The sequence below is a fragment of the Bacillus sp. FSL K6-3176 genome, assembly GCF_038003325.1.
Classification (GTDB): domain Bacteria; phylum Bacillota; class Bacilli; order Bacillales; family Bacillaceae; genus Bacillus; species Bacillus altitudinis.
In genome coordinates this window covers 2,543,108-2,565,532 of record NZ_JBBOOX010000001.1, presented here as the reverse complement: position 1 = coordinate 2,565,532, position 22,425 = coordinate 2,543,108, and the positions used below count along the sequence as shown (strand labels likewise).

22 protein-coding genes, 1 tRNA gene, 1 pseudogene and 1 riboswitch are annotated in these 22,425 nt (G+C 40.3%); of the genes and pseudogenes, 20 read left to right on the top strand and 4 right to left on the bottom strand.

Annotated elements, in window-relative coordinates; translation table 11 throughout:
- Positions 1–6 precede the first annotated feature (6 nt).
- Positions 7–184: riboswitch (Lysine riboswitch) on the top strand.
- Positions 185–315: 131 nt separating this feature from the next.
- The gene (locus tag MHB38_RS13365; protein WP_202734303.1) at positions 316–1,551 is read left to right on the top strand and encodes an aspartate kinase; all 1,236 of its coding nucleotides are present in this window, start codon (positions 316–318) and stop codon (positions 1,549–1,551) included.
- 168 nt (positions 1,552–1,719) lie between these two features.
- Here the strand turns inward: MHB38_RS13365 and MHB38_RS13360 are convergent, their stop codons facing one another.
- Positions 1,720–2,163 (bottom strand): YslB family protein, encoded by a 444-nt coding sequence (locus MHB38_RS13360; RefSeq protein ID WP_202734304.1) that lies wholly within the window; start codon positions 2,161–2,163, stop codon positions 1,720–1,722.
- A 283-nt stretch (positions 2,164–2,446) separates the two neighbouring features.
- Here MHB38_RS13360 and MHB38_RS13355 point away from each other — a divergent pair, with 283 nt between their 5' ends.
- From MHB38_RS13355 to MHB38_RS13335, 5 genes are all read left to right on the top strand, one after another.
- Positions 2,447–3,055, top strand: coding sequence for a succinate dehydrogenase cytochrome b558 subunit (locus MHB38_RS13355; protein ID WP_007501622.1), 609 nt, complete (start codon positions 2,447–2,449; stop codon positions 3,053–3,055).
- Positions 3,056–3,092: 37 nt separating this feature from the next.
- Positions 3,093–4,853, top strand: a complete 1,761-nt coding sequence (gene sdhA / locus MHB38_RS13350) for a succinate dehydrogenase flavoprotein subunit (RefSeq protein ID WP_008345971.1) — start codon at positions 3,093–3,095, stop codon at positions 4,851–4,853.
- Position 4,854: 1 nt separating this feature from the next.
- The gene (sdhB, locus tag MHB38_RS13345; protein ID WP_017358239.1) at positions 4,855–5,619 is read left to right on the top strand and encodes a succinate dehydrogenase iron-sulfur subunit; all 765 of its coding nucleotides are present in this window, start codon (positions 4,855–4,857) and stop codon (positions 5,617–5,619) included.
- A gap of 123 nt (positions 5,620–5,742) precedes the next feature.
- On the top strand, positions 5,743–6,201 hold the full coding sequence (locus MHB38_RS13340) for an acyl-CoA thioesterase (protein ID WP_007501614.1): 459 nt from the start codon (positions 5,743–5,745) through the stop codon (positions 6,199–6,201).
- 71 nt (positions 6,202–6,272) lie between these two features.
- The gene (locus MHB38_RS13335; protein ID WP_202734305.1) at positions 6,273–6,989 is read left to right on the top strand and encodes a biotin--[acetyl-CoA-carboxylase] ligase; all 717 of its coding nucleotides are present in this window, start codon (positions 6,273–6,275) and stop codon (positions 6,987–6,989) included.
- Positions 6,990–7,131: 142 nt separating this feature from the next.
- On the opposite strand, the gene MHB38_RS13330 is transcribed toward MHB38_RS13335, so the two are convergent.
- Positions 7,132–8,262 (bottom strand): 2-methylaconitate cis-trans isomerase PrpF family protein, encoded by a 1,131-nt coding sequence (locus MHB38_RS13330; protein WP_060832540.1) that lies wholly within the window; start codon positions 8,260–8,262, stop codon positions 7,132–7,134.
- 135 nt (positions 8,263–8,397) lie between these two features.
- Between MHB38_RS13330 and MHB38_RS13325 the strand changes: the two genes are divergently transcribed.
- The 10 genes from MHB38_RS13325 (at position 8,398) to MHB38_RS13280 (ending at position 15,966) form a co-directional block, all read left to right on the top strand.
- Complete coding sequence (locus MHB38_RS13325) at positions 8,398–9,258, top strand: LysR family transcriptional regulator (protein WP_007501609.1); 861 nt, start codon at positions 8,398–8,400, stop codon at positions 9,256–9,258.
- A gap of 155 nt (positions 9,259–9,413) precedes the next feature.
- A complete protein-coding gene (locus MHB38_RS13320; protein ID WP_017358236.1) occupies positions 9,414–10,730 on the top strand; it encodes a CitMHS family transporter in 1,317 nt (438 codons plus the stop codon).
- Positions 10,731–10,936: 206 nt separating this feature from the next.
- Entirely contained in the window at positions 10,937–11,161 is a 225-nt protein-coding gene (gene gerE / locus MHB38_RS13315; RefSeq protein ID WP_003184172.1) for a spore germination transcription factor GerE, read from the top strand.
- Between the two features lie 149 nt (positions 11,162–11,310).
- On the top strand, positions 11,311–11,751 hold the full coding sequence (locus MHB38_RS13310; RefSeq protein ID WP_007501606.1) for a MarR family winged helix-turn-helix transcriptional regulator: 441 nt from the start codon (positions 11,311–11,313) through the stop codon (positions 11,749–11,751).
- A gap of 7 nt (positions 11,752–11,758) precedes the next feature.
- On the top strand, positions 11,759–12,577 hold the full coding sequence (gene racE, locus MHB38_RS13305) for a glutamate racemase (protein ID WP_273542933.1): 819 nt from the start codon (positions 11,759–11,761) through the stop codon (positions 12,575–12,577).
- Between the two features lie 101 nt (positions 12,578–12,678).
- Entirely contained in the window at positions 12,679–13,740 is a 1,062-nt protein-coding gene (locus tag MHB38_RS13300) for a GerMN domain-containing protein (RefSeq protein WP_341003652.1), read from the top strand.
- A 151-nt stretch (positions 13,741–13,891) separates the two neighbouring features.
- Positions 13,892–14,620, top strand: coding sequence for a ribonuclease PH (rph, locus tag MHB38_RS13295; RefSeq protein ID WP_060781252.1), 729 nt, complete (start codon positions 13,892–13,894; stop codon positions 14,618–14,620).
- 10 nt (positions 14,621–14,630) lie between these two features.
- The gene (locus MHB38_RS13290; protein WP_202734306.1) at positions 14,631–15,233 is read left to right on the top strand and encodes an XTP/dITP diphosphatase; all 603 of its coding nucleotides are present in this window, start codon (positions 14,631–14,633) and stop codon (positions 15,231–15,233) included.
- Between the two features lie 14 nt (positions 15,234–15,247).
- Positions 15,248–15,772, top strand: coding sequence for a YfcE family phosphodiesterase (locus MHB38_RS13285; protein WP_008345914.1), 525 nt, complete (start codon positions 15,248–15,250; stop codon positions 15,770–15,772).
- A gap of 120 nt (positions 15,773–15,892) precedes the next feature.
- A tRNA-Arg gene (locus tag MHB38_RS13280) sits at positions 15,893–15,966 on the top strand.
- A 737-nt stretch (positions 15,967–16,703) separates the two neighbouring features.
- Here the strand turns inward: MHB38_RS13280 and MHB38_RS13275 are convergent.
- Positions 16,704–17,942 carry an NgoFVII family restriction endonuclease gene (locus tag MHB38_RS13275; RefSeq protein WP_135226640.1) on the bottom strand — a complete coding sequence of 413 codons (1,239 nt, stop codon included), beginning with the start codon at positions 17,940–17,942 and terminating at the stop codon, positions 16,704–16,706.
- Positions 17,943–17,958: 16 nt separating this feature from the next.
- Entirely contained in the window at positions 17,959–18,174 is a 216-nt protein-coding gene (locus MHB38_RS13270) for a helix-turn-helix domain-containing protein (RefSeq protein ID WP_135226641.1), read from the bottom strand.
- Positions 18,175–18,361: 187 nt separating this feature from the next.
- On the opposite strand from MHB38_RS13270, the gene MHB38_RS13265 reads away from it, so the two are divergent.
- From MHB38_RS13265 to MHB38_RS13250, 4 genes and pseudogenes are all read left to right on the top strand, one after another.
- Complete coding sequence (locus MHB38_RS13265) at positions 18,362–19,366, top strand: DNA cytosine methyltransferase (RefSeq protein ID WP_202734720.1); 1,005 nt, start codon at positions 18,362–18,364, stop codon at positions 19,364–19,366.
- 689 nt (positions 19,367–20,055) lie between these two features.
- Positions 20,056–20,514 (top strand): annotated as a pseudogene (locus MHB38_RS13260) (DUF4241 domain-containing protein); the annotation flags it as partial.
- Between the two features lie 246 nt (positions 20,515–20,760).
- The gene (locus tag MHB38_RS13255) at positions 20,761–22,020 is read left to right on the top strand and encodes a Kelch repeat-containing protein (protein WP_116307241.1); all 1,260 of its coding nucleotides are present in this window, start codon (positions 20,761–20,763) and stop codon (positions 22,018–22,020) included.
- Positions 22,021–22,274: 254 nt separating this feature from the next.
- Complete coding sequence (locus tag MHB38_RS13250; RefSeq protein WP_024427820.1) at positions 22,275–22,424, top strand: teichoic acid D-Ala incorporation-associated protein DltX; 150 nt, start codon at positions 22,275–22,277, stop codon at positions 22,422–22,424.
- The last annotated feature ends 1 nt before the right edge of the window (position 22,425 follow it).

Genomic DNA, 22,425 nt, shown 5'->3' with positions numbered 1-22,425 from the left:
TTGTTTGTTGAAGATAGAGGTGCGAACTTCAAGAGTAAGCCTTCAGAGATCGAGGGGATCTAGGAAGAGGGCTGAAAGGGGAGCGTCGCCGAAGTGAATAAAATCCACTCATTTTATTCGCTGGCTGTACATTGAAGAAATGTAGGGCTGTCAAGAATGTATTTCTTGGAGGGCTATCTCATTGTTTGCATCGTTTGATGATGATTTTAAAGCAATGGGAGATTTGTTCTCTCATTGCTTTTTTATTTGCAGTGCAGAGAGCAATCTCCGCAGCCTCTTCTCTCACACGTGATCTTTTGAAAAAGGGTGGTAGACATGGGACTAATTGTACAAAAATTTGGTGGAACATCTGTTGGATCGACAGAAAAAATTCGCAATGTCGCAGAGAGAGTCATCGCTGAACGCGAAGCAGGAAATGATGTGGTCGTGGTTGTGTCTGCGATGGGCAAATCAACGGATGTTCTAGTAGACCTAGCGAAAGAACTCACAAATGATCCAAGCAAAAGAGAAATGGATATGCTACTGACAACTGGTGAGCAGGTGACCATTTCATTATTAGCGATGGCGCTCCAAGCAAAAGGCTATGATGCCATTTCCTTTACAGGCTGGCAAGCTGGGATGAAAACAGAGAAGGTACACGGAAATGCAAGAATCGTGGACATCGATGAAGCAAGAATCCAAGAAGAACTGAGTGCGGGAAAAGTCGTCGTTGTAGCAGGTTTCCAAGGAATTGCGGATGATCTACATATTACAACACTTGGGCGTGGTGGATCAGATACGACAGCAGTGGCACTAGCTGCGGCACTCAAAGCGGACAAATGTGATATTTATACGGACGTACCAGGTGTGTTTACAACAGATCCTCGTTATGTGCCGTCTGCGCGAAAACTTGCAGGAATTTCATATGATGAAATGCTTGAGTTAGCCAATTTAGGAGCAGGTGTGCTGCATCCGAGAGCGGTCGAATTTGCGAAAAATTATCAAATCCCACTAGAAGTCCGTTCTAGTATTGAAAATGAATCGGGTACGTTAATTGAGGAGGAATCATCCATGGAACAAAATTTAGTTGTAAGAGGCATTGCATTTGAAGATCAGATGACACGCGTGACGGTATGTGGCCTTTCAAGCGGTTTAACAACGCTATCGACGATTTTTACGACACTTGCAAAGCAAAATATCAATGTTGATATCATCATTCAGTCTGTCACAAGCACCAATCAAACGTCGATCTCTTTCTCTGTCAAAACGGATGATTTGTCCAAAACAGTTGAAGTATTAGAAGAATATAAAGGGGCGCTTGGCTACGAGCAGATTGAGACAGAAAGCAAATTAGCGAAAGTATCCATCGTGGGATCTGGTATGGTTTCAAACCCAGGCGTTGCGGCTGAAATGTTCGCTGTGTTAGCTCAAAAAGACATTCAAGTGAAAATGGTCAGTACGTCTGAGATCAAAGTCTCAACAGTCGTTGATCGTGAAGATATGGTGAAAGCTGTAGAAGCCCTTCATGATGCGTTTGAATTATCAAAGGTGAGCGCCGCTGCTCATTCTTAAATCTTCAAAAGAGGTGTATCCCATGAAAAGATACACCTCTTTTTTATATTGGAAATCATCAGCATATGAAGAAAGAAAAACATGCGTAAACCGGTACGCCAACTGTGCTATGATAGAAGGGCATATAAAAAAGGCGTGACACGAAGTCCTCGCCTTTCAGAAGCAGTGTTAGCTAGGGTCTCTTAAATCCCATTTAACGGTCAAAATGACTTTATCAGCACGCTTTTTTACTTGTTCATAGGATTCAGCCACGTGCTCATTGAGCAGCTGAATCTGTTCAGCGATAAAACCTGCTTCCATTTGAAAGCATGGCTCCTTTTGATAGCTGAGTCGATTCGATACAAGTGAACCTTCGAGCTCAAACTCAATTTCCTGTTTTTTCGAATGGACCATCGTGAGAGTTCCCCATCCGGCATCATGGAAAAATTCGGGGATCTTCTCCCATGACTCTTGAGGAAATTTACGAGCAAGCAGCTTACCCGCAAAATACATCATAGATGAATGATCCTGACCAAGAATGTCAGGCAGCAGAACTTCGCGTATCAGCTCGTAGGCAAATCCATTGACTTCAATTTCTTTTAGCTGTTCTAAGTTAGATTCGAATTTATTCATTGTATGGCTCCCCTCTTTCAACAATTTATTATAGCTTATGTGGGCATATGATGACAGAGTTTTCCCTGAAGTCTAAGAAATTCTTATTGTAGTAAAACGAATTTTGATTTAAAACTTTTAAATTTCGGAAAATTTTAATTTATGTACGCGGTTTCTTGACGCTTTTTTGACATAGGAGTAAAATGAAATTGTCAATAAATTTGAATAAAGTGCTTACAATTGAAAGAAGCGGGGGTAAGACAATTTTCAAGCAATTGCACTTTTTTTACTAGGGGGTAAAGTAATGTCGGGGAACAAAGAATTTTTTTATCGGAGATTGCATTCTTTGCTTGGCGTCATTCCGGTCGGTCTATTTTTAGTACAGCACTTAGTGATTAACCACTTTGCGACGAATGGACCAGAGGCGTTTAACAAAGCTGCACACTTTATGGAACAGCTTCCATTCAGATATGCACTTGAGCTGTTCGTGATTTTCTTACCACTGATCTATCATGCTGTTTATGGGGTGTACATAGCCTTTACGGCACAAAACAACACGTCTCGCTTCAGTTACTTAAGAAACTGGTTGTTCAGACTGCAACGGATTACAGGTATCATCACATTGATTTTTGTCACTTGGCACGTATGGGAAACACGCATTCAAGCGCAGCTTGGAGCTGAAGTAAACTATGACATGATGGCGAATATTTTAAGCTCTCCATTTATGCTAGGTTTCTATATTGTCGGCGTTTTATCTACTATTTTCCACTTTGCTAATGGCTTGTGGTCATTTGCTGTCAGCTGGGGAATTACAGTTTCACCACGCTCACAAAGAATCTCCACATATGTGACATTAGGTATATTTATAGCGCTTTCATATGTAGGGCTAAGAGCAATTTTCGCTTTTGTTTAAGAGGAAATAGATTAGTAGAAGAGGGAGAGGGGCTACAATGAGTAATTCTAGCATCATCGTTGTCGGAGGCGGCTTAGCTGGTCTCATGGCAACTATCAAAGCAGCAGAAGCGGGAACAGCTGTTAAACTATTTTCAATCGTACCTGTGAAACGTTCGCATTCTGTTTGTGCACAGGGCGGAATTAACGGAGCGGTCAATACAAAAGGTGAAGGAGATTCACCTTATGAGCATTTTGATGACACGGTATATGGCGGAGACTTTTTAGCTAACCAGCCGCCAGTAAAGGCAATGTGTGAAGCAGCGCCGTCCATTATCCACTTACTTGATCGTATGGGTGTAATGTTTAACAGAACACCAGAAGGATTACTGGACTTCCGCCGTTTCGGGGGAACACAGCACCACCGTACAGCATTTGCTGGTGCGACAACAGGTCAGCAGTTATTATATGCACTAGATGAGCAGGTTCGCCGTTATGAAGTAGCGGGGCTTGTGACGAAATATGAAGGCTGGGAATTCCTTGGCGCTGTCTTAGATGACGAGGAAGTATGCCGAGGCATTGTCGCACAGAACTTGACGACAATGGAAATCGAATCCTTCCGTTCAGATGCTGTCATCATGGCAACAGGAGGCCCTGGTATCGTATTCGGTAAATCAACGAACTCCATGATTAATACCGGATCAGCTGCATCGATCGTTTATCAGCAAGGTGCTCATTATGCTAATGGAGAATTCATTCAAATTCACCCAACAGCGATCCCAGGAGATGACAAGCTGCGTCTCATGAGTGAATCAGCTCGTGGTGAAGGTGGACGTGTTTGGACATATAAAGACGGAAAACCTTGGTACTTCCTAGAAGAAAAGTACCCAGCATACGGAAACCTTGTACCGCGTGACATTGCAACGCGTGAAATTTTCGACGTATGTGTGGAGCAAAAGCTTGGCATCAACGGAGAGAACATGGTGTATCTAGACCTTTCTCACAAAGATCCAAAAGAGCTTGATATTAAGCTTGGTGGAATCATTGAAATCTATGAAAAATTCATGGGTGATGACCCGCGTAAGCTTCCGATGAAAATTTTCCCGGCTGTTCATTATTCAATGGGCGGCTTATGGGTTGATTATGATCAAATGACGAATATCAAAGGCTTGTTTGCTGCAGGAGAATGTGATTACTCTATGCACGGCGGAAACAGACTTGGTGCAAACTCATTGCTTTCTGCGATTTACGGTGGAATGGTTGCTGGACCAAATGCTGTGAAATACATTAGCGGTCTTGAAAAGTCTGCAGAAGATTTATCATCTGCAACATTCGACAGTGCCGTGAAGAAAGAGCAGGAGAAATGGGACAACATCCTTAGCATGGATGGCACAGAAAATGCATATGTGCTTCATAAAGAGCTTGGAGAATGGATGACGGACAACGTTACAGTGGTTCGTTACAACGAGAAGCTCTTAAAAACAGATCAGAAGATTGAAGAACTGATGGAGCGCTATAAGCATATTAACATCAACGATACAGCTTCATGGAGCAACCAAGGCGCTGCCTTCACGCGTCAGCTTGACAACATGCTTCAGCTGGCACGCGTCATTACGATTGGGGCTTACAACCGGAATGAAAGCCGAGGCGCACACTATAAACCGGAATTCCCAGAAAGAAATGATGAAGAATTCCTAAAAACAACGATGGCTACGTTCAAAGGGAAAAACCAAAAACCTGCATTCCACTATGAGGACGTCGATGTATCGTTAATTGCACCTCGTAAACGAGATTACTCGAAGAAAAAGGTGGAGAAATAAGATGAGTGAAAAAAACACGATTCAATTTATTATCACACGTCAAGATACAGCAGATGGCAAGCCTTATGATGAGGAATTCGAAATCCCTTACCGTCCGAATATGAACGTCATTTCTGCACTCATGGAAATCAGACGTAATCCGGTCAATAAAAAAGGTGAAAAAACAACGGCGATCAACTGGGACATGAACTGTCTTGAAGAAGTATGTGGCGCTTGTTCCATGGTCATTAATGGAAAGCCTCGCCAGTCTTGTACAGCACTGATCGATCAGTTAGATCAGCCGATCCGTCTTCAGCCGATGAAAACGTTCCCGGTTGTGAGAGACTTGCAGGTTGATAGAAGCCGTATGTTCAATTCATTGAAAAAAGTCAAAGCATGGGTGCCGATCGATGGCACATATGATCTTGGACCTGGACCAAGAATGCCTGAGAAAAAGCGTCAATGGGCGTATGAGCTTTCGAAGTGTATGACATGTGGTGTCTGCCTTGAAGCTTGTCCAAACGTGAATGATAAGTCTTCCTTTATGGGCCCTGCACCGCTTTCACAAGTTCGTCTATTTAACGCACATCCGACAGGTGCAATGAATAAGTCTGACCGTTTAGAAGAAATTATGGGTGATGGCGGTCTCGCAAACTGCGGGAACTCTCAAAACTGTGTGCAGGCTTGTCCGAAAGGAATCCCGCTCACAACATCAATTGCAGCACTTAACCGAGATACAACATTACAAGCTTTCCGTAACTTCTTCGGAAGCGATCACGCAGAATAACATTACATTCAGTCCTCCTTGCCAATCATGATGAGTGTTTACAAGAGGCTGGATGCAAAAACATAACAAACGCCTCTTCCAATACGGGAGAGGCGTTTTGTTTGCGAATAAGGAGTGGATCAAATGAGGCTGCCGTCATATATTGAAGAACCGTTTGAAGAGTGGAGGGCATCGTTTCGATTTTATGTGGAAACAACCGTCCGTTTTTCAGAAACGGATATGTTTGGTCACATGAACAATGTCACCCCGTTTGTGTATTTTGAAGAGGCGCGGATTGCCTTCTTTCAAAAAACGGGAATTGTAGATAAGCGAATGAAGCGAGCGAGAGAGACGATTACGGTCGTGGCAAACCTTCAATGTGATTACATCAAGCAAGTGGAAATCGGTGAGAGGCTGCGTGTGTATGTAAAGCCAGAAAAGGTTGGATCAAGCTCTCTTATCCTTCATTATTTAGGAGAAAATGAACAGCAAGAACCGTGTTTTACAGGCTCAGTCACTATGGTGCAAATAAGTAAAGACACCGGTGCCCCTGTACCGTTTACAGAAGAGGAAAAAGAGACTTTTCAGGCCCAGCGACATTAAAGAATCACGGTCACATGTTTCATTTTGTTATAATAAAAGAATCATAATGAAGAAGAAACAAAGGAGAGCACATGAAGATCTTTCAATACGACACCATTGATAGTACAAATAATGAAGCGAAAAGGCTTATTCAGCAAGGAGAAACCCCTTCTTTTGCCGTATATGCCCGGCAGCAGACAGCAGGTAGAGGCAGGCTTGGCAGACCATGGGAAACGCCTACAGGGAATGTAGCTGTCACGATGACAGTAAAACCGCCAGTAGATATCTCCACCCAATCAACGATTGCCCCGCTGACGGCACTTGCGATTTATGATGTACTCAAACCACTCATGAGAGCAGAGGATCAGCTGGCAATCAAATGGCCAAATGATCTATTGATTAATGAAGCGAAAGTATCTGGCACATTAATTGAAGCAGACCGCAGCGCCATTTACATCGGTGTGGGCATCAATGTAGAGACAAAACCGGAGCACGTTCCGTATAAAACCGTTTGCCTATCAGAACTCACTGAGGTGAAAGCCGACCAGCTAGTGAAAGATTTGGAAGCGGCCTTTGAAAAATACCATGCACGCTGGCAAATGGAAGGATTTGAAGCCCTCACTGCCCTTTATAACAAACGATTATATCGGCTAAATCAACCGCTTCGTATTTCATTAGATCGTGAAAAGCAAACATGGCAGGAAGGGATTTGCTGTGGTGTGAACCGATATGGTCATATTCAGTTAAAAGATGATCAAGGACATATAAAAGCCCATTCAGCAGGAGATATTGATGCACCGCCCAAGTAGACAATTTCTCGTTCGATGAGTGTGTAGACAAACCGTTGCATTCGATGTTAGAACGGATTGCTTTAAGATCTTCACACTGAAAAAAAGACAAAGAGCTAAAATCAGTTCATTTTAGCTCTTTGTCGACAAGATGACGTCTCATTTATGCTTCTCTTTTTATTTGAGGTTGAACCATGTAGTCTTGTTTTGTAAAGACCACTCCATCTAGAATTTCTCTTGCGGTTCGAATGACTTTCACTCTATTTTGTGAGATATCAATTTCAGTTTGCATAATACCAGCAGGATGCCCAATACGGAGGGTGTCATCTTTTCCTTGAAACAGCTGAGCTGGAAGCGTTTGATCCATGAAACAGCTGGCTGACACACAGACAGATCCGGTAATGGCAAGTGCTTGGTGCGGTCTTTGCATCGATAGCATCCGAACGATGATGTCCATATCTGCTGCTCTTCTCAATATTCCATTTGTATCTACATAATCAGCAGGCTCGCTAATAATTGCAAGCTTAGGAACAGCTGGAGACTGTAATGTGGCCAGTTCTTTTGGTGCAAAGTGGCACATTTCAGCAGCGATGGAACGAATCTCTTCTAAATCATCCAGCAATTCGTCTGTAAACTCCTCAGGCAATTCAGTTCCTTTTAATTGAATATCTTTGGCACGGACAAAGGCGATTGGATTTGCAATGTCAACGATTGAGATCGGAATCTCTCCAAACTTTGTCTGGATCGTATCCATTTTGTTTCCAGTCGGAAAGGTTTTACCTGTGACAGCGCCTTCAGGTTTCTCAAAGGATAAATAAATGGGAGATCCTGTTCCTTTCACTCCTGGAATTTCTGCCTGTCCTTCAAATTTTACTTCTCCGTTCTCGACTTCTACCTCTGCCACAATGATTTTATTCGTGTTGGTATTCAGAATACGTACTGTTGTGACAGGCTCAACTGCTTGGACAAGTCCTTTAATGATGGCATACGGTCCAACTGCTGATGAGATATTCCCACAGTTTCCTTTAAAGTCGACAAATCTTTCATTGATGCTGACTTGTGCAAACGTATAGTTCACATCCACATCTGGACGAGTGGCTTTATCGATAATGGCCACCTTACTTGTTAAAGAATTACCGCCCCCGATTCCATCAACTTGCAGCCGGTCAGGGCTGCCCATAATGTCTAATAGAAATGCTTCGAGTTCATCGTGTTCGTAAGGTGCATCATTGGCTTGAATGAAGACCCCTTTGCTTGTACCGCCTCGCATGATTGTGATTGGAACTTTTCTCATTGCTCTCACCCTCAATTGTTTAGTTACTATTTATCTAATCAAAATGGTAAAGTATAATAAGAAATAAGTTAAATACATTATTTTAAGAGAAACTAATAAAATATTTTTATAACAAGGTCAAAAGGAGGGCACACAATGGATGAGAAAGACTGGCGGTTTTTAAAGGTGCTATATGAAGAGAAGAACATCACAAAAGCGGCAGAAAAATTATTTGTCTCGCAGCCTGCCTTAAGTTATCGATTGAAACAGCTTGAAGAGGAATTTGACATGAAGCTTTTCTTTAAAAGAAAACGAGGCATTGAATTTACATCAGAGGGCGAATACTTGGCTAAATACGCAAATGACATGCTCAAGCAGCTCCAGCAAACGAAAGATGGCATGCTCAATATGCAAAAAAAGGTCAAAGGAACGATCAGGCTAGGGGTGTCGAGTAACTTTGCTCAATATAAACTGCCGGAAATTTTAAGAGAGTTTTCTAAGCAGTATCCACATGTTCAATTTATGGTGAACACAGGATGGAGCACAAAAGTCATGGATTTATTAGGGACATCAAGTGTACATTTAGGCATTTTAAGAGGAGATTACGACTGGAATGGAGAGCGATTTTTGCTTGATAAAGAACGCCTTTGTATCATTTCAAAATCAGAAATACAGCTAAAGGACCTACCGAAGCTGCCGCTCATTGACTATCACACGGATAGTTCATTAAAACGATTGATTAACAGATGGTGGCAGGAGACATTCACGATGCCTCCGCTTGTGACAATGGAGACAGACAGGCAAGATACATCAAAAGAGATGGTGAAGCATGGTTTAGGTTATGCCATTGTCCCGGAAATTTGCCTCAGACCAAGTGATGAGCTATTTGTAAAAGGTCTTTCGTATAAAGATGGACAGCCTGTTTTAAGAGATACATGGCTCATGTACCAGCCGGATTCGCTTCATTTGTCTGTTGTGAAAGCATTCATTGAGTTTTTAAGAAGTCAGCAAGGCTAATTATAAAAAAAATTTATTGAATAGACGAAAAAATCGATATTTTCATTATAAAAAAAGCTATTATATCCTTGAAATAGAAAGCGCTAACATTTCGGGCCGCAAGTGCAAAAGGGGCGCTTGTGGATCGTGTACAGAAGAGGATGGAGGGATATGAAGTGCTAGCTATTTTAGGGATCTTGATGGTCGTGACTTTTACATTTCTTATTATGACAAAACGTATGCATCCGGTGGTGGCTCTAACCGTTGTGCCAATCATCTTTGCATTAATCGGTGGATTTTACAGCGGATTAGGGGACATGATGCTTGATGGACTCAAGACCGTTGCACCATCTGCTGCTTTATTGTTATTTGCCATCTTATTCTTCGGTGTCATGCTGGATGCTGGATTGTTTGACCCATTGATCAAACTGATTTTACGTCTTGTGAAAGGTGATCCGGTCAAAATTGCTTTTGGGGTAGCGATTTTGTCTATGCTTGTTGCATTAGATGGTGATGGAACGACAACGTACATGATTACCGTATCAGCTATGTTGCCACTTTTCTTAAGAATTGGGATGAACCCACTGATTTTAGGGACGATTTCATTATTATCACTAGGCATTATGAGTGGAATGACGCCTTGGGGCGGTCCAGCTACTCGTGCGATTGCTGCACTTGGTTTAGATGCAGCGGAATTCTTCATTCCATTACTCCCGACGATGATAGGGGGCGGTCTTTTTATCCTTTTTACAGCGTATGTTCTTGGAAAAAAAGAACGGAAGCGCATTGGGGTTGCCGAGATTCAGTATAAAGAAGAGGTCTCGATCTCTCCTGAATTGGCGGCATCAATTGAAGATGGCGTTGCAGATATGAAGAGACCAAACCTGATTTGGGTCAACTTCTTCCTGACGATTGCTGTCATGGTCACACTTGTATTGGATATCGTACCGATTCCTGTACTCTTTCTCATTGGCTTTGTCATTGCGCTTATGATCAACTATCCAAAAGTGGAAGATCAGCGCGAGCGGATTTTATCGCATGCAGGAAATGCCTTAACGGTCATTACCCTTGTGTTTGCAGCAGGAATTTTCACAGGCATTTTTTCGGGAACAAAAATGGTGGAGTCCATTGCTAACTTGGTCATTTACATGATTCCAGATTCATACAGCTCATTTTTTCCGCTCATTGTCGCTTTGACGAGTATGCCATTTACATTTGTTCTTTCAAATGATGCGTATTATTTCGGGGTGCTGCCAATCTTAGCTGAAGCCGGCGCAGCTTACGGAATTGATCCAGTAGAAATTGCGCGCGCCTCTATAATCGGACAGCCTGTCCATTTACTGAGTCCGCTTGTGGCTTCCACATTACTACTTGTGAGTATGCTGAATAAAGATATAGGTGATTTGCAAAAGTACGCACTGTTATGGACCGTACTCACAGCCCTGTTTACAACACTTATTGCTCTTTTAACAGGAGCCATTTCGATATTTTAAAAGCTTGTTTGATCAAGGACGATGTCTCTATAGGGGACTCGTCCTTTTTTGTGCGGTTTGAAGGGGAGGAAATTGGACGCTCATCTGCGGGAATTCTCGATTTTAACGTCACCTACCTCAAGTACCCGGCATATGATATCTCGACTATACAGAATCCCATTCTATAGAGACTAGAGCTCTCACCTTAGCAAGGAGGGTTACAATACTTGAAGGAGAAAGAGTTTCAATCCAAGCCGCTATTAACCAAAAGAGAAAGAGAAGTATTCGAATTGCTCGTCCAAGATAAAACAACAAAAGAAATTGCAAGCGAGCTTTTTATTAGCGAAAAGACTGTTCGAAATCATATTTCGAATGCCATGCAAAAGCTAGGAGTCAAAGGTCGTTCACAGGCCGTAGTCGAGCTTCTGCGTATGGGTGAGCTAGAGCTCTAACGTCAGCCGGTTTTCCTTCCGCACCAGGGAGGAGCCGGTTATTTCTATATGGTTTCCATGAGTCTCTTCTTGCAATTTCATTGAAAAACGAGGAAAATAGGAATGTACGTTTTAATCAAAGTGAGATGCTATAGTGAGGTATCAATGAAATGGAAACGAATGAGTCAGGCCATGTTGCAGAAATTGAAAAATCATTGCGCCATATTGCTGCAATCATTAAGCAAAAAGGCAGAGAAATCCTGAATCAATATACGATTACACCTCCTCAATTTGTAGGGCTTCAGTGGCTTTATGAATTCGGAGATATGACAATAGGTGAGCTATCACAAAAGATGTATTTGGCTTGCAGCACGACAACCGATTTAATTGATCGAATGGAAAAAAGTGAACTTGTTGAACGGGTGAAAGATCCGTCTGACCGCCGCGTGGTTCGCATTCATTTATTGCCTGAAGGTGAGCGGATCATTCAAGAAGTGATTGTCAAACGCCAAGAATACGTCAGTGAACTTCTAGGGGCTTTCTCAGAAGAAGAAGCCATCGTTTTCAACCAATCTTTAACGAAACTACAGCAGCAAATGAAAAGAAAATGAGGCGATTTTGTTGGATCAACCAATCGGCGTGATTGATTCCGGCGTAGGCGGTTTAACCGTTGCGAAGGAAATCATGAGACAACTGCCAAAAGAAAAGATTATTTATGTAGGCGACACAAAACGATGTCCATACGGCCCTCGAGCAGAAGAAGAGGTTCTTCAATATACATGGGAAATGGCGCACTACCTATTAAGACATCACCATATTAAAATGCTAGTCATTGCGTGTAACACTGCGACGGCGATAGCACTTGATGAAATTAAAGCAACACTTGATATCCCGGTCATTGGCGTGATCCAGCCCGGAGCCCGCACAGCGATCAAGGTCACAAACAATCAGCATATTGGTGTCATCGGCACAGCCAATACGATCAAAAGTGAGGCCTATAAAGAAGCACTGCTTTCTTTAAAAGCAGGACTAACTGTTCAAAGTCTGGCATGTCCAATGCTGGTGCCGTTTGTGGAAAGCGGTACGTTTTTGGATCATACAGCAGATGAAGTCGTAAAAGCTTCTCTTGAACCGATGAAAGAAAAAGGCATTGATACGCTCATTCTTGGTTGCACGCACTACCCGATTTTAAAAGAACCGATTCAGCGCTTTATGGGCAGTGGCGTCAACATCATTTCTTCAGGAGACGAAACAGCGAGAGAAGCGAGCACAATTCTTTCATATAAAGGGCTGTTAAATGATTCGCAGGAAGAGCCTGTTCATACTTTTTATACAACAGGGGAGCAGCAAAACTTTCAAAATATCGCTCAAGACTGGTTCGGCTACCTGCCAGGGAAGGTCGAAACGGTTTCGCTTGAACACGTATATCAGCAATAACCTACTTCTCATGGAAGTGGGTTATTTTTTTATGAAAAGGGTCTAATCCTCTGAGGGAGCTCGTATACATACTAGTACAAACCACTAGAGGAGGGTGAAGTATGCTGAAAAAAGGAACTACAGCAGCTGTTACGTGTATTGCGTCAGCCATGCTTTTATCAGGATGCGGATTGTTTCAAACAGACCAAGCGAAAACAGAGATTGATCCACCACAAAATGTCACGTTTGTGAAAGAAAATAAAGAAGAGAAACAAACAGCGAAAGAAGGAAAAGAAGAGAAGCAAGCAGATACCGTCATGAGAGAATTATATTTAATTGATAAAAATGGGTATGTTGTGTCTCAATCCATTCCGCTGCCGAAAAACGAAGGAAGTGCGAAACAAACACTTGAATACCTCGTAGACGGGGGACCGATTTCTAACCTGATGCCAAATGGATTCAGAGCCGTGCTGCCGGCGGACACGAGCGTATCTGTCGATATTAAAGATGGCACCGCGGTTGTGGATTTCTCAAATGAATTCAAAAACTATAAAAAAGAAGACGAACAGCGCATTTTGCAATCGGTCACTTGGACATTAACGCAGTTTGATTCAGTAGCGAAAGTCAAATTAAAGATGAATGGCCATGAATTAAAAGAGATGCCTGTGAATGGGACGCCGATTTCAGATGATTTAAGCAGAGAGGACGGCATTAATATTCAGCACGAGGCTGCGGCTGATATGACATCAACAAAGCCTGTGACCGTCTACTATTTAGCTGAATCTGATGAACAGACGTACTATGTCCCGGTGACCAAAAGAGCACCAAAAGAGGATGATGATCCAATTACAGCAGCCATTGAGGGGCTCGTCTCTGGGCCAAGCAAAACAAGCCAATTGCTGACAGACTTTGATCAAGATGTGAAGCTGAATGATGTCCCGAAAGTAAAAGACGGTCATGTGACACTAGATTTCAATGAATCCATTTTTGGCAGTGCAGATGAAAAGAAAAAGGTCATTTCACAAAAAGTTCTTGATAGCATTGTGCTGACATTAACAGAGCTGCCAGATGTGAAAAGCGTGTCAGTGAAGGTAAACGGAAAGGCAGAGCTTGTGAACGAAAAAGGAACAGAACTCACAAAGCCAGTTTCAAGACCAGAACAAGTGAATACAGGTAGTTTTTAACGTCACACATTGATATAATGGAGAAAAAGAGGCATGCACATTCGCTGCCTCTTTTTTATTCCAAGCGATTAGAACGGATCGAGGTTGTCAAAGTTAATAGGAGAACCACGCTGACACCCGCGCGGAATGTATATTGTAACGGAGGTAAAACATGAGATTAGATGAAAGACAATACGACGAATTAAGAAAAATTGAAATACAGGCAGGCTACATTACGCATCCAGAAGGCTCTGTCTTAATCTCAGCGGGAAATACGAAGGTGATTTGTAACGCATCTATCGAGGACCGCGTACCTCCTTTTTTAAGAGGAGAAGGAAAAGGCTGGATTACAGCAGAATATAGCATGCTTCCAAGAGCAACGGCTCAAAGAACGATAAGAGAATCATCTAAAGGAAAAGTCACAGGACGTACAATGGAAATCCAGCGTTTAATTGGACGAGCTCTGCGCGCAGTCGTTGACTTAGAAAAGCTTGGTGAACGCACCATTTGGATTGATTGTGATGTCATTCAAGCAGACGGCGGCACACGCACAGCATCTATTACAGGTGCATTTGTGGCCATGACACTAGCGATTCAAAAGCTTCAATCAGAAGGCGTTTTGAAAGAAAATCCGATCACTGATTATTTAGCCGCGATATCCGTCGGAATTGATTCTAAACAGGGACTTCTGTTAGATTTAAATTATGAAGAAGATTCTTCAGCTGAAGTGGATATGAATGTCATCATGACAGGTGCTGGACGCTTTGTTGAACTTCAAGGCACCGGCGAAGAAGCGACATTCTCAAGAGAACAACTAAACGGACTGCTTGATTTAGCCGAAAAAGGCATCAAAGAATTAATTGAAAAGCAAAAAGCAGTGACAGGAGAAGTTACCGAATAAAGAGAAGGGTTTGATCAGGATGAAAACTGCCATCATCGCAACGCACAATGCGGGCAAAGCGAGAGAATTCAAAGCCATTCTTGAGCCAAAAGGATTCACGGTCAAAACACTAGCGGACATCGGATTTACGGAAGAGATTGAAGAAACAGGACATACCTTTGAAGAAAATGCGATCATCAAAGCCGAGGCCATTCAAGCCAAAGCAGGTGAAATGGTGATTGCAGACGACTCGGGTCTGTCGATTGATTACCTTGGCGGAAAGCCTGGAGTCTATTCAGCGAGGTATGCGGGCGAGCATAAAGACGATGCTGAGAACGTGGAAAAGGTGCTAAATGAGCTGCAAGGCATTGAAAAAGAAGACCGCACTGCTAGATTTAGATGTGCCCTGGCTGTCAGTATACCGGGCAAAGAGACTCAAACGGTAGAAGGATCAGTAGAAGGCTTTATCGCAGAAGAACCGATCGGCGAAAACGGCTTCGGATACGACCCGATTTTCATCGTCAAAGACAAAGACCAGACGATGGCCGAGTTATCACCAGAGGAAAAAAACAAGATCAGCCATCGAGCGGTCGCGCTTCAAAAGCTTTCATCACTGCTAGACGCAAATGAATAAGGGGGAATGAAGCCATGAAGATACTCATCATTAGTGACAGTCATGGACTCACAGACGAACTTCAAACCATTGCTAAACGGCATGCGGCTGAAGTGGACATGATGATTCACTGCGGAGATTCAGAACTCGAAACGAACCACCCAGCACTCGAAGGATACAAAGTCGTCAAAGGAAATTGTGACTTTATGGGCGATTTTGAAGAAGAACTCCTGCTCCCACTGGATGGAGGCGGAAAACTATTTCTCACCCACGGACATCTGCATGGCATCAAACAATCCTTGCTCCAAGTCTACTACCGTGCAGAAGAGCTAGGCGCAGACATTATCTGCTTTGGCCACTCGCACATCCCTGGCAGTGAACTGCTAAGAGGAAAACTCCTCATTAACCCAGGCAGCGTGCACCTGCCAAGAGTGCGCAAAGAGCGCAGCTATGCTATACTGACACTAGATGGAAGCGAAGCAAACGTACAGTTTTTCACGGACGAAGGTCACGTCATACAAGACCTCGAAAACACTGTCACATTGGAAGGTATTTCATAAGGGTGCAGCATTTGCCCCTTATGAAAAAACTTTCGAAAAACCGTTGACTTTAAAGAACAATAGTAATATAATAAATCTTGTCGCTGAGGTAATACGCCAAAGCACACTACATAACAACATGTCCCAGTAGCTCAGCAGGATAGAGCAACGGCCTTCTAAGCCGTCGGTCGGGAGTTCGAATCTCTCCTGGGACGTATCGTAAATGGGCGTCAAAGCCCGTCATAACACGCTTTCTACTCGTTAAATGAAACGGTCAATGTATCGGTCAATTTTAAAAATCGACGCAATTTTGAACCGATTTCATTAACGATGTAGGAGGCGTTTTTTGTTGACAAAAAATCCTATTTTCATAATTGATTAGTTCACTCCTAAGCATACAAAAACGGAAGATAAAGTGGCAAAATTATTATCTAAAAGGCTTTATTTTTATTACACAACAATAAAAAAAATATTTGATATATTTTTTGGAAAATTGATATTAGTTATTAAACAAAAATTACATTTTTTTAAGAATTTTAAAAGCATCTTTTTGTTTCTTTGAAGATTGTGATCAATTGGAGCAAGATAGTTTTTATTTGTTCAATAATTGGAAGAAATAAAAACTATCATACAGCGAAGTGCGCTTATTAGAAAAAACGGTTTTTAAACCTAGTGTGAAAGTATGCATGTCTAAACCTTGAAAACTCCTGAGTCCATTCTTAAAAGTGTGTTTAAGAAGAGACAGATTATTATTTAAAACTGTATCTGCACTGAGACAGTTTGATATCCTAAATGATCGTTAAAGGAGCAATTTTTCTTTCTGATCAGGATTACAATAAACACAATTATATCAAAAAACATTATAGCACTCATTCTCGAAGAAATAACTTCACTGGCATCTTCCATTTCATATTTGTTTACTTAACAAGAGTTAGTCTAATTAGTAGTCTTTTCACTTATGTTTTTTCCATTCGCTTTGAAAATCATCGTAACTCCCGATGTCACAAAATTCTATTGAGAAGTGTTTCTTAGAATGTTTATAGACAATAACAGAATCAATACCGAGAACTTGCAGATATTCAAAATTTAATAGCTCTCCCGGCTTTAAATTTAATACTTTGCGAAGCATCCACTCACCTAAATCTTTGTTCGGATTTGACATTAATGCTTTGCTATTATCCTGACAAACCTTTGCGGATAGCAGAGATTTATCTGGCAATCTTAAATTAAAGGGGTCATCTCTCTTAGGGAAAAAAGTGGGGAACGCGTCATGAATCCACTTCGGAATCGGAATGTATACCTCATCATAATGACGGGACCTACCGCTAGCATTCCACTGATTTAGACCACTTTTCTCAGGTACGTGACGTTTGTTACCACGGTCTGAGAATAGTGGCAAAATTACATAGCTTATAAAATCAGGTTTAGAGATTTCTTTTTTGTCCTGATAATCAAGGTCTTCTTTCACTAAACCTAATAGTTCCACTTCTACTGTATTATTACCGATTAACGATGTAGGTTCGTAGGCTCCAGCTTTTGATGAAACGACATTGACTAATTTGGATAAGATAGTGTATGGATTTTCAAGGATATCAACATCAATTTCTACCAAAGGCTGTACCGTGTTAAAACGTTTATATAAAGTACTTTTAGTAATGTTGAAGCTGTACTCGTTAATTCCGTCCTCGAACGTAATAGTGTTCTTGTTACTTAAGCTAACATTTCGAATATGATCAATATTAATTTTATCCATAGTGAATTCAAATACTAAGATTTTTCCTGGCTTTCTCGTTACGCAGTGATAAATCATAGAGCTTAACTCATAAGTACGCATTGTAAAATCAATACGTTCATTACGTAGCAAAGCTACAGTATTTATCAACTCTTTTGGCATTTTATTTCGATAAAGTTCTGCATCTTTATTGAACTCTGCAACTTTTTGAAGTGTTCGGCCATTCCCATGAATAAAAGTTTTTATGCCAACACCGATGCCCTCTAATGAAGCATCAGCAGAACAATCAGATCTACCTAAATTATCGGCACCGAAAGCTTCACAATAGGCGTTCTCGACATTTCTTGATACAATATAGGGAGAAGTATTATCCGAAAAAAGATTAGACAGTGCACCAGCAGACATTAACATGTTTATATACAACTTCTGCTTTTCGGCTGATTGCGTGTTAAATAACATAATTTCTCTACCTCCGTTATTTTAAATCATCTTTTAACCCTAAAAGATAGTCCGCTGACACTTCTAGTTTTTCTGCGATGTGTTTTAAAACCTCCGCAGAGGGTATTCTTTTGTTACTTTCATAGAGGGACCAAGTGCTAGGTGCAACGTTGCATAACTTAGAAGCCTGTTTTGAGTTCAATCCTTTTAATTCTCTTGCATTCTGTATACGGTCTCCTAAAAATATGACCAAAACTTCCCACCTCCTTGCTGGTATATAGTATCACCTTGAATATGATAAATGATCACAAGTTTGCTTAAAGTGAATTTTTTATTTTCTTTTAGTAAACTTGGCACTTAAATATGAGATCTTATTTAATTCTTTTTTATGATGTGATAAAATGTGATTACATTAGTGAAACTAGTGTTCGTAGGAGGTTATTTTATTGACTTATAAAGTAGGGAGTATGTTTGCTGGTATTGGTGGAACTTGTTTAGGTTTTAAGCAAGCCGGTGCTGATATTGTTTGGGCAAATGAAATGGATAAAAATGCTTGTATAACATATAGGGAAAATTTCGGTGAGGATTATTTGAAAGAAGGAAACATATTAGAGGTTGATAAGACCGCTATTCCAAAGCTTGATATATTAATTGGTGGATTTCCTTGCCAAGCCTTTTCAATAGCAGGATATCGAAAAGGTTTTGAAGATGAAAGGGGAAATGTTTTTTTTCAGATTATTGAAGTGTTAAAAGCCCAAGAAAAGGTCCATGGAGAATTACCAAAAGCAATAATGCTAGAAAACGTTAAAAACTTAAAATCTCATGATAAAGGCAATACTTATAAAATTATAAAAGAAGCCTTAGAGGCATTTGGTTATACAGTAAAATCTGAAATTTTGAATTCTATGGAACACGGGAATGTCCCTCAGAATAGAGAGCGAATTTTCATTGTCGGGTTTCAAGATGCTGGACAAGCAGAACGTTTTGAATTTCCTGATAAAATACCTTTAACTAACCATCTTAATAATATAATCGATAGAAATAATAAATTAGAAGATAAATATTATTATACTGATGCTTCGCAGTATTATCCAATGTTACAAGAAGCTATGCATAATACAGAAACAACATATCAGTTAAGACGCGTCTATGTTCGGGAAAATAGACGTAATGTTGCACCGACCCTCACTGCTAATATGGGAACTGGGGGTCACAATGTACCACTGATACTTGATTATCAAAATAATATTAGAAAATTGACTCCAGAAGAGTGTTTGCTTTTGCAAGGATTTCCTAAAGATTTTACATTTCCTGCAAAGATGGCTAACGGACCTAAATACAAGCAAGCGGGTAATTCTGTAACAGTTCCTGTCATAAAAAGAGTTGCAACTAACATTATTAAAGTTCTAGATAAAGAGAAAGTTATGAACAACATAGATTTTTAAAAGAATACAGTCTTTTTAAAGAGTTATTTCAACTTGTAGACTTTGTCTACAAGTTTTTTTGTTTAATAATTGACCAATCCCGTGTTGAATATGTTAGAGAAAACGTCAAGATGAAAAAAAACAAATGGAACTAATACATTGAAAATGATCTAATGTTAAATAAATGATTGATTTTTACTTTTAATAATCTTGTTAAATATTATTAAACGACAGACGAGTGTTCGCGTTAAATGTCTCTATGATTCAAAGCCAAATTATAAACAAATAAAAACTGAAATTGGATATTTTTTTGGAAAAAAATTCTAGGGGTATTTAGGAGAAGAAATGAAGAAAAGATCATTAACTGGTCAATCTTCTTCATTTGTTCTATTTATTTCGTACGAGGTTCTTTTTTTGCAAGACAACTTACTATAAAAAATTCAGGATTTAAATTTTATTACTCCTTATTACCGGTGGCTATGTAATAAAATGTGAATTATTCCAATTCACGAAGTAAAAAGTATGCGAAAACGTTTCAATGAATGATCACTTGTACAACATTAATCCAACAAACCTACTATTATTAATATGGAGAGACAAAAAGCAATCAGAAGGCGAGCAATTACTTGCTAAGTAGGGTATATCGAGATCACAAAGAGGCAAGTCGTTGCCTGTGATTCTTTTGTTTCAGAGGGGATCAATCTTTTACCAAGAAAATTGCTCTAGGGAAATATCCTATTCTTCTTATTATGAAGCAGTTGAAAAACGGTGACGAACGTGTCGCCTATGCGATTATCAATTACACAAACCAGCAAGCAATAGAGTGGGAGCTTGCCACTAGAGCAGTACAGGAACTAAAAAGACGAGTTCTTCGAGGAATAACGGGTATGGGCTGTTTCATGGATGCTGAGGCTGCATTATATTTATAAGCTTATGAGGATAAGCGCTATAAAGAGGACAGTGATTTTTATTTTTATGAGGAATTTGCAGAAGCGCTTGAGCAAAACTACAAGCACACTTGGGACTGGCTTGTCACCCGTTTTCATGACAAGGTGGACATTGCCATGTTTACAACAGGCTTCGATGATGGGATGTATTCAAGCTTTTGGGGGCTGGATGAAAACGGGGATCCTGCTTGTCTTGTGACGGATTTTCTTATAGTGGACTGATGAGAAACCCATGAAACTATGGGTTTTTTTATTTGTTTCTGAATATCGTGTCTTTATAGAAATCGTGAAGGAGATAAAGTTGAAATAAATAAAAGTTGAACGGAAGAAAAATAGATAAACATACAACGATTAGTGAATCGGTATTAGATAATAAAGTGTTAAATTATTAAAAATATAACAAAAGTATGAAGAAAGTCATGAAAAAACCGATAAATGTTGAGTACACAATTTTAAGGAGTGATTTTCTTGAAAAGATTAGGATTAATATTCTTCCTATTAATCTCGTCATTAATTTATCCGTTACATTCAGTAAAAGCAGACACAGTAGAATGGAAAGAACAAGCAGATTTGCCAGAGGCACGTGTTGGTGCTAGTAGTGGCGTAGTTGACGGCAAGATATATATCATAGGAGGTCAGGGGCCAACTCAACGACAAGGTGCAGATCAAACTTTTGTTTATGATCCTGAGAAAAATGAATGGTCAAGTAAAACATCAATGCCAACTCCTAGATATGGGGCTGCTACGGCAATTTTAAATGACCAAATATATGTCATAGGTGGAATGTCTACAGATGGAGTAGTAAAGACAGTAGAAGTTTATAATACTAAAAATGATTCGTGGGAAAAGCTTGAAGATATTCCGTTGGAAACAAAAGTCTCACCATATAGAATATATGCGAGCAGTGTAAAAGGGAAAATTTTAGTTGTCGCAAAAGAGGGTAACTATCAAATGAAAACATACAGCTATGACCTAGACACGAAAAAATGGGAAAAGAAAAGTTCTTTAGATTATATTGTGACTGCCGGAACGTTAAATGAGATAGATGGTAAGTTATATTTATCTGGAGGGACAGAGGCTTTAAATAAAATGATCGGTGAATACGATCCTGACACAGATACGTGGATGAAAAAGCAAGGTGGTTGGTCAGCGGGGTATTATGCGACAGCTGTTTACAATAATAAAGTTTTACTTACAGGTGGAACTGCTAGATTATCGGTACATGATGTAATTTTAGGAACAAGGTATAGCGTTCAAACACCTAAAACCTTTTATAGAAAGGGACACTCCGCTGCTATTGTCAATGATAATCTTTATATCATTGGGGGAGAAGAAAACACAAATGGTGATATGCCTCGCGCAAGAGAAAAATTTAAATCTGTCATATCACTTTCTCTAAAAGACGCATTACCTCAAGAAAACAACACAGAAACCCCAGGCGACAAAGACCCAGAACCAACCACACCACCAAAAGACGATAAAACAGATGAAGACGGCGATGCTCTTCTCATCATCACAATGGTCAATGGTTTGCAAAAAGAGTATGACCTTTCAATGAAAGAAGTCAACGCCTTTCTATCCTGGTACAAAAAACGTGATGCCGGCGAAGGTCCTGGGTTTTATGAAATTGACGAGCATGACAACAACAAAGGTCCTTTTGAAAGTAAAAAGGACTATGTGGTATTCAACAACATTCTCATGTTCGAAGTGAATAAATATAAAAAGTAAATAACATCAAAGCCATCTAGTCTAACTAGGTGGCTTTTGCGTTTGTTCGACAGCTTTCACCAATTTTAAGGCAAATTTAAGCTTCTATTTCATTTCAATTACATTAAATCTTTGTTACAATAAGACAGCTTTGCCTGAAGACACGTTCATACTTTGGACATCTTTTTTTCATCAATTCTTAAAATTTTTATGTTTTGATATGAAACTCTTTTGATGATCCATGCGTCTTTATAAGTGTCAAAAGAAAAGAGGTTATCAATATGCTATTCAAAAAGCTATCAGAAAATAAGTCTGTAAAATGGATAGGATATACAAGCTTTTACTTACTTATTTTGCTATTATTGTTCTTTATTTACGGATTCCATACAGCAAATACGGGATCATTCATTTACAACGATTTTTAAT

Bases quoted from the DNA above. Each gene is read 5' to 3' on its own strand.
- MHB38_RS13340 (WP_007501614.1), top strand. From the start codon at position 5,743: ATGAGGCTGCCGTCATATATTGAAGAACCGTTTGAAGAGTGGAGGGCA.
- sdhA (WP_008345971.1), top strand. From the start codon at position 3,093: ATGAGTAATTCTAGCATCATCGTTGTCGGAGGCGGCTTAGCTGGTCTC.
- sdhB (WP_017358239.1), top strand. From the start codon at position 4,855: ATGAGTGAAAAAAACACGATTCAATTTATTATCACACGTCAAGATACA.
- MHB38_RS13310 (WP_007501606.1), top strand. From the start codon at position 11,311: ATGGAAACGAATGAGTCAGGCCATGTTGCAGAAATTGAAAAATCATTG.
- MHB38_RS13330 (WP_060832540.1), bottom strand. From the start codon at position 8,262: ATGAGAAAAGTTCCAATCACAATCATGCGAGGCGGTACAAGCAAAGGG.
- MHB38_RS13325 (WP_007501609.1), top strand. From the start codon at position 8,398: ATGGATGAGAAAGACTGGCGGTTTTTAAAGGTGCTATATGAAGAGAAG.
- rph (WP_060781252.1), top strand. From the start codon at position 13,892: ATGAGATTAGATGAAAGACAATACGACGAATTAAGAAAAATTGAAATA.
- MHB38_RS13365 (WP_202734303.1), top strand. From the start codon at position 316: ATGGGACTAATTGTACAAAAATTTGGTGGAACATCTGTTGGATCGACA.
- MHB38_RS13300 (WP_341003652.1), top strand. From the start codon at position 12,679: ATGCTGAAAAAAGGAACTACAGCAGCTGTTACGTGTATTGCGTCAGCC.
- MHB38_RS13360 (WP_202734304.1), bottom strand. From the start codon at position 2,163: ATGAATAAATTCGAATCTAACTTAGAACAGCTAAAAGAAATTGAAGTC.
- MHB38_RS13275 (WP_135226640.1), bottom strand. From the start codon at position 17,942: ATGTTATTTAACACGCAATCAGCCGAAAAGCAGAAGTTGTATATAAAC.
- MHB38_RS13355 (WP_007501622.1), top strand. From the start codon at position 2,447: ATGTCGGGGAACAAAGAATTTTTTTATCGGAGATTGCATTCTTTGCTT.
- MHB38_RS13285 (WP_008345914.1), top strand. From the start codon at position 15,248: ATGAAGATACTCATCATTAGTGACAGTCATGGACTCACAGACGAACTT.
- MHB38_RS13335 (WP_202734305.1), top strand. From the start codon at position 6,273: ATGAAGATCTTTCAATACGACACCATTGATAGTACAAATAATGAAGCG.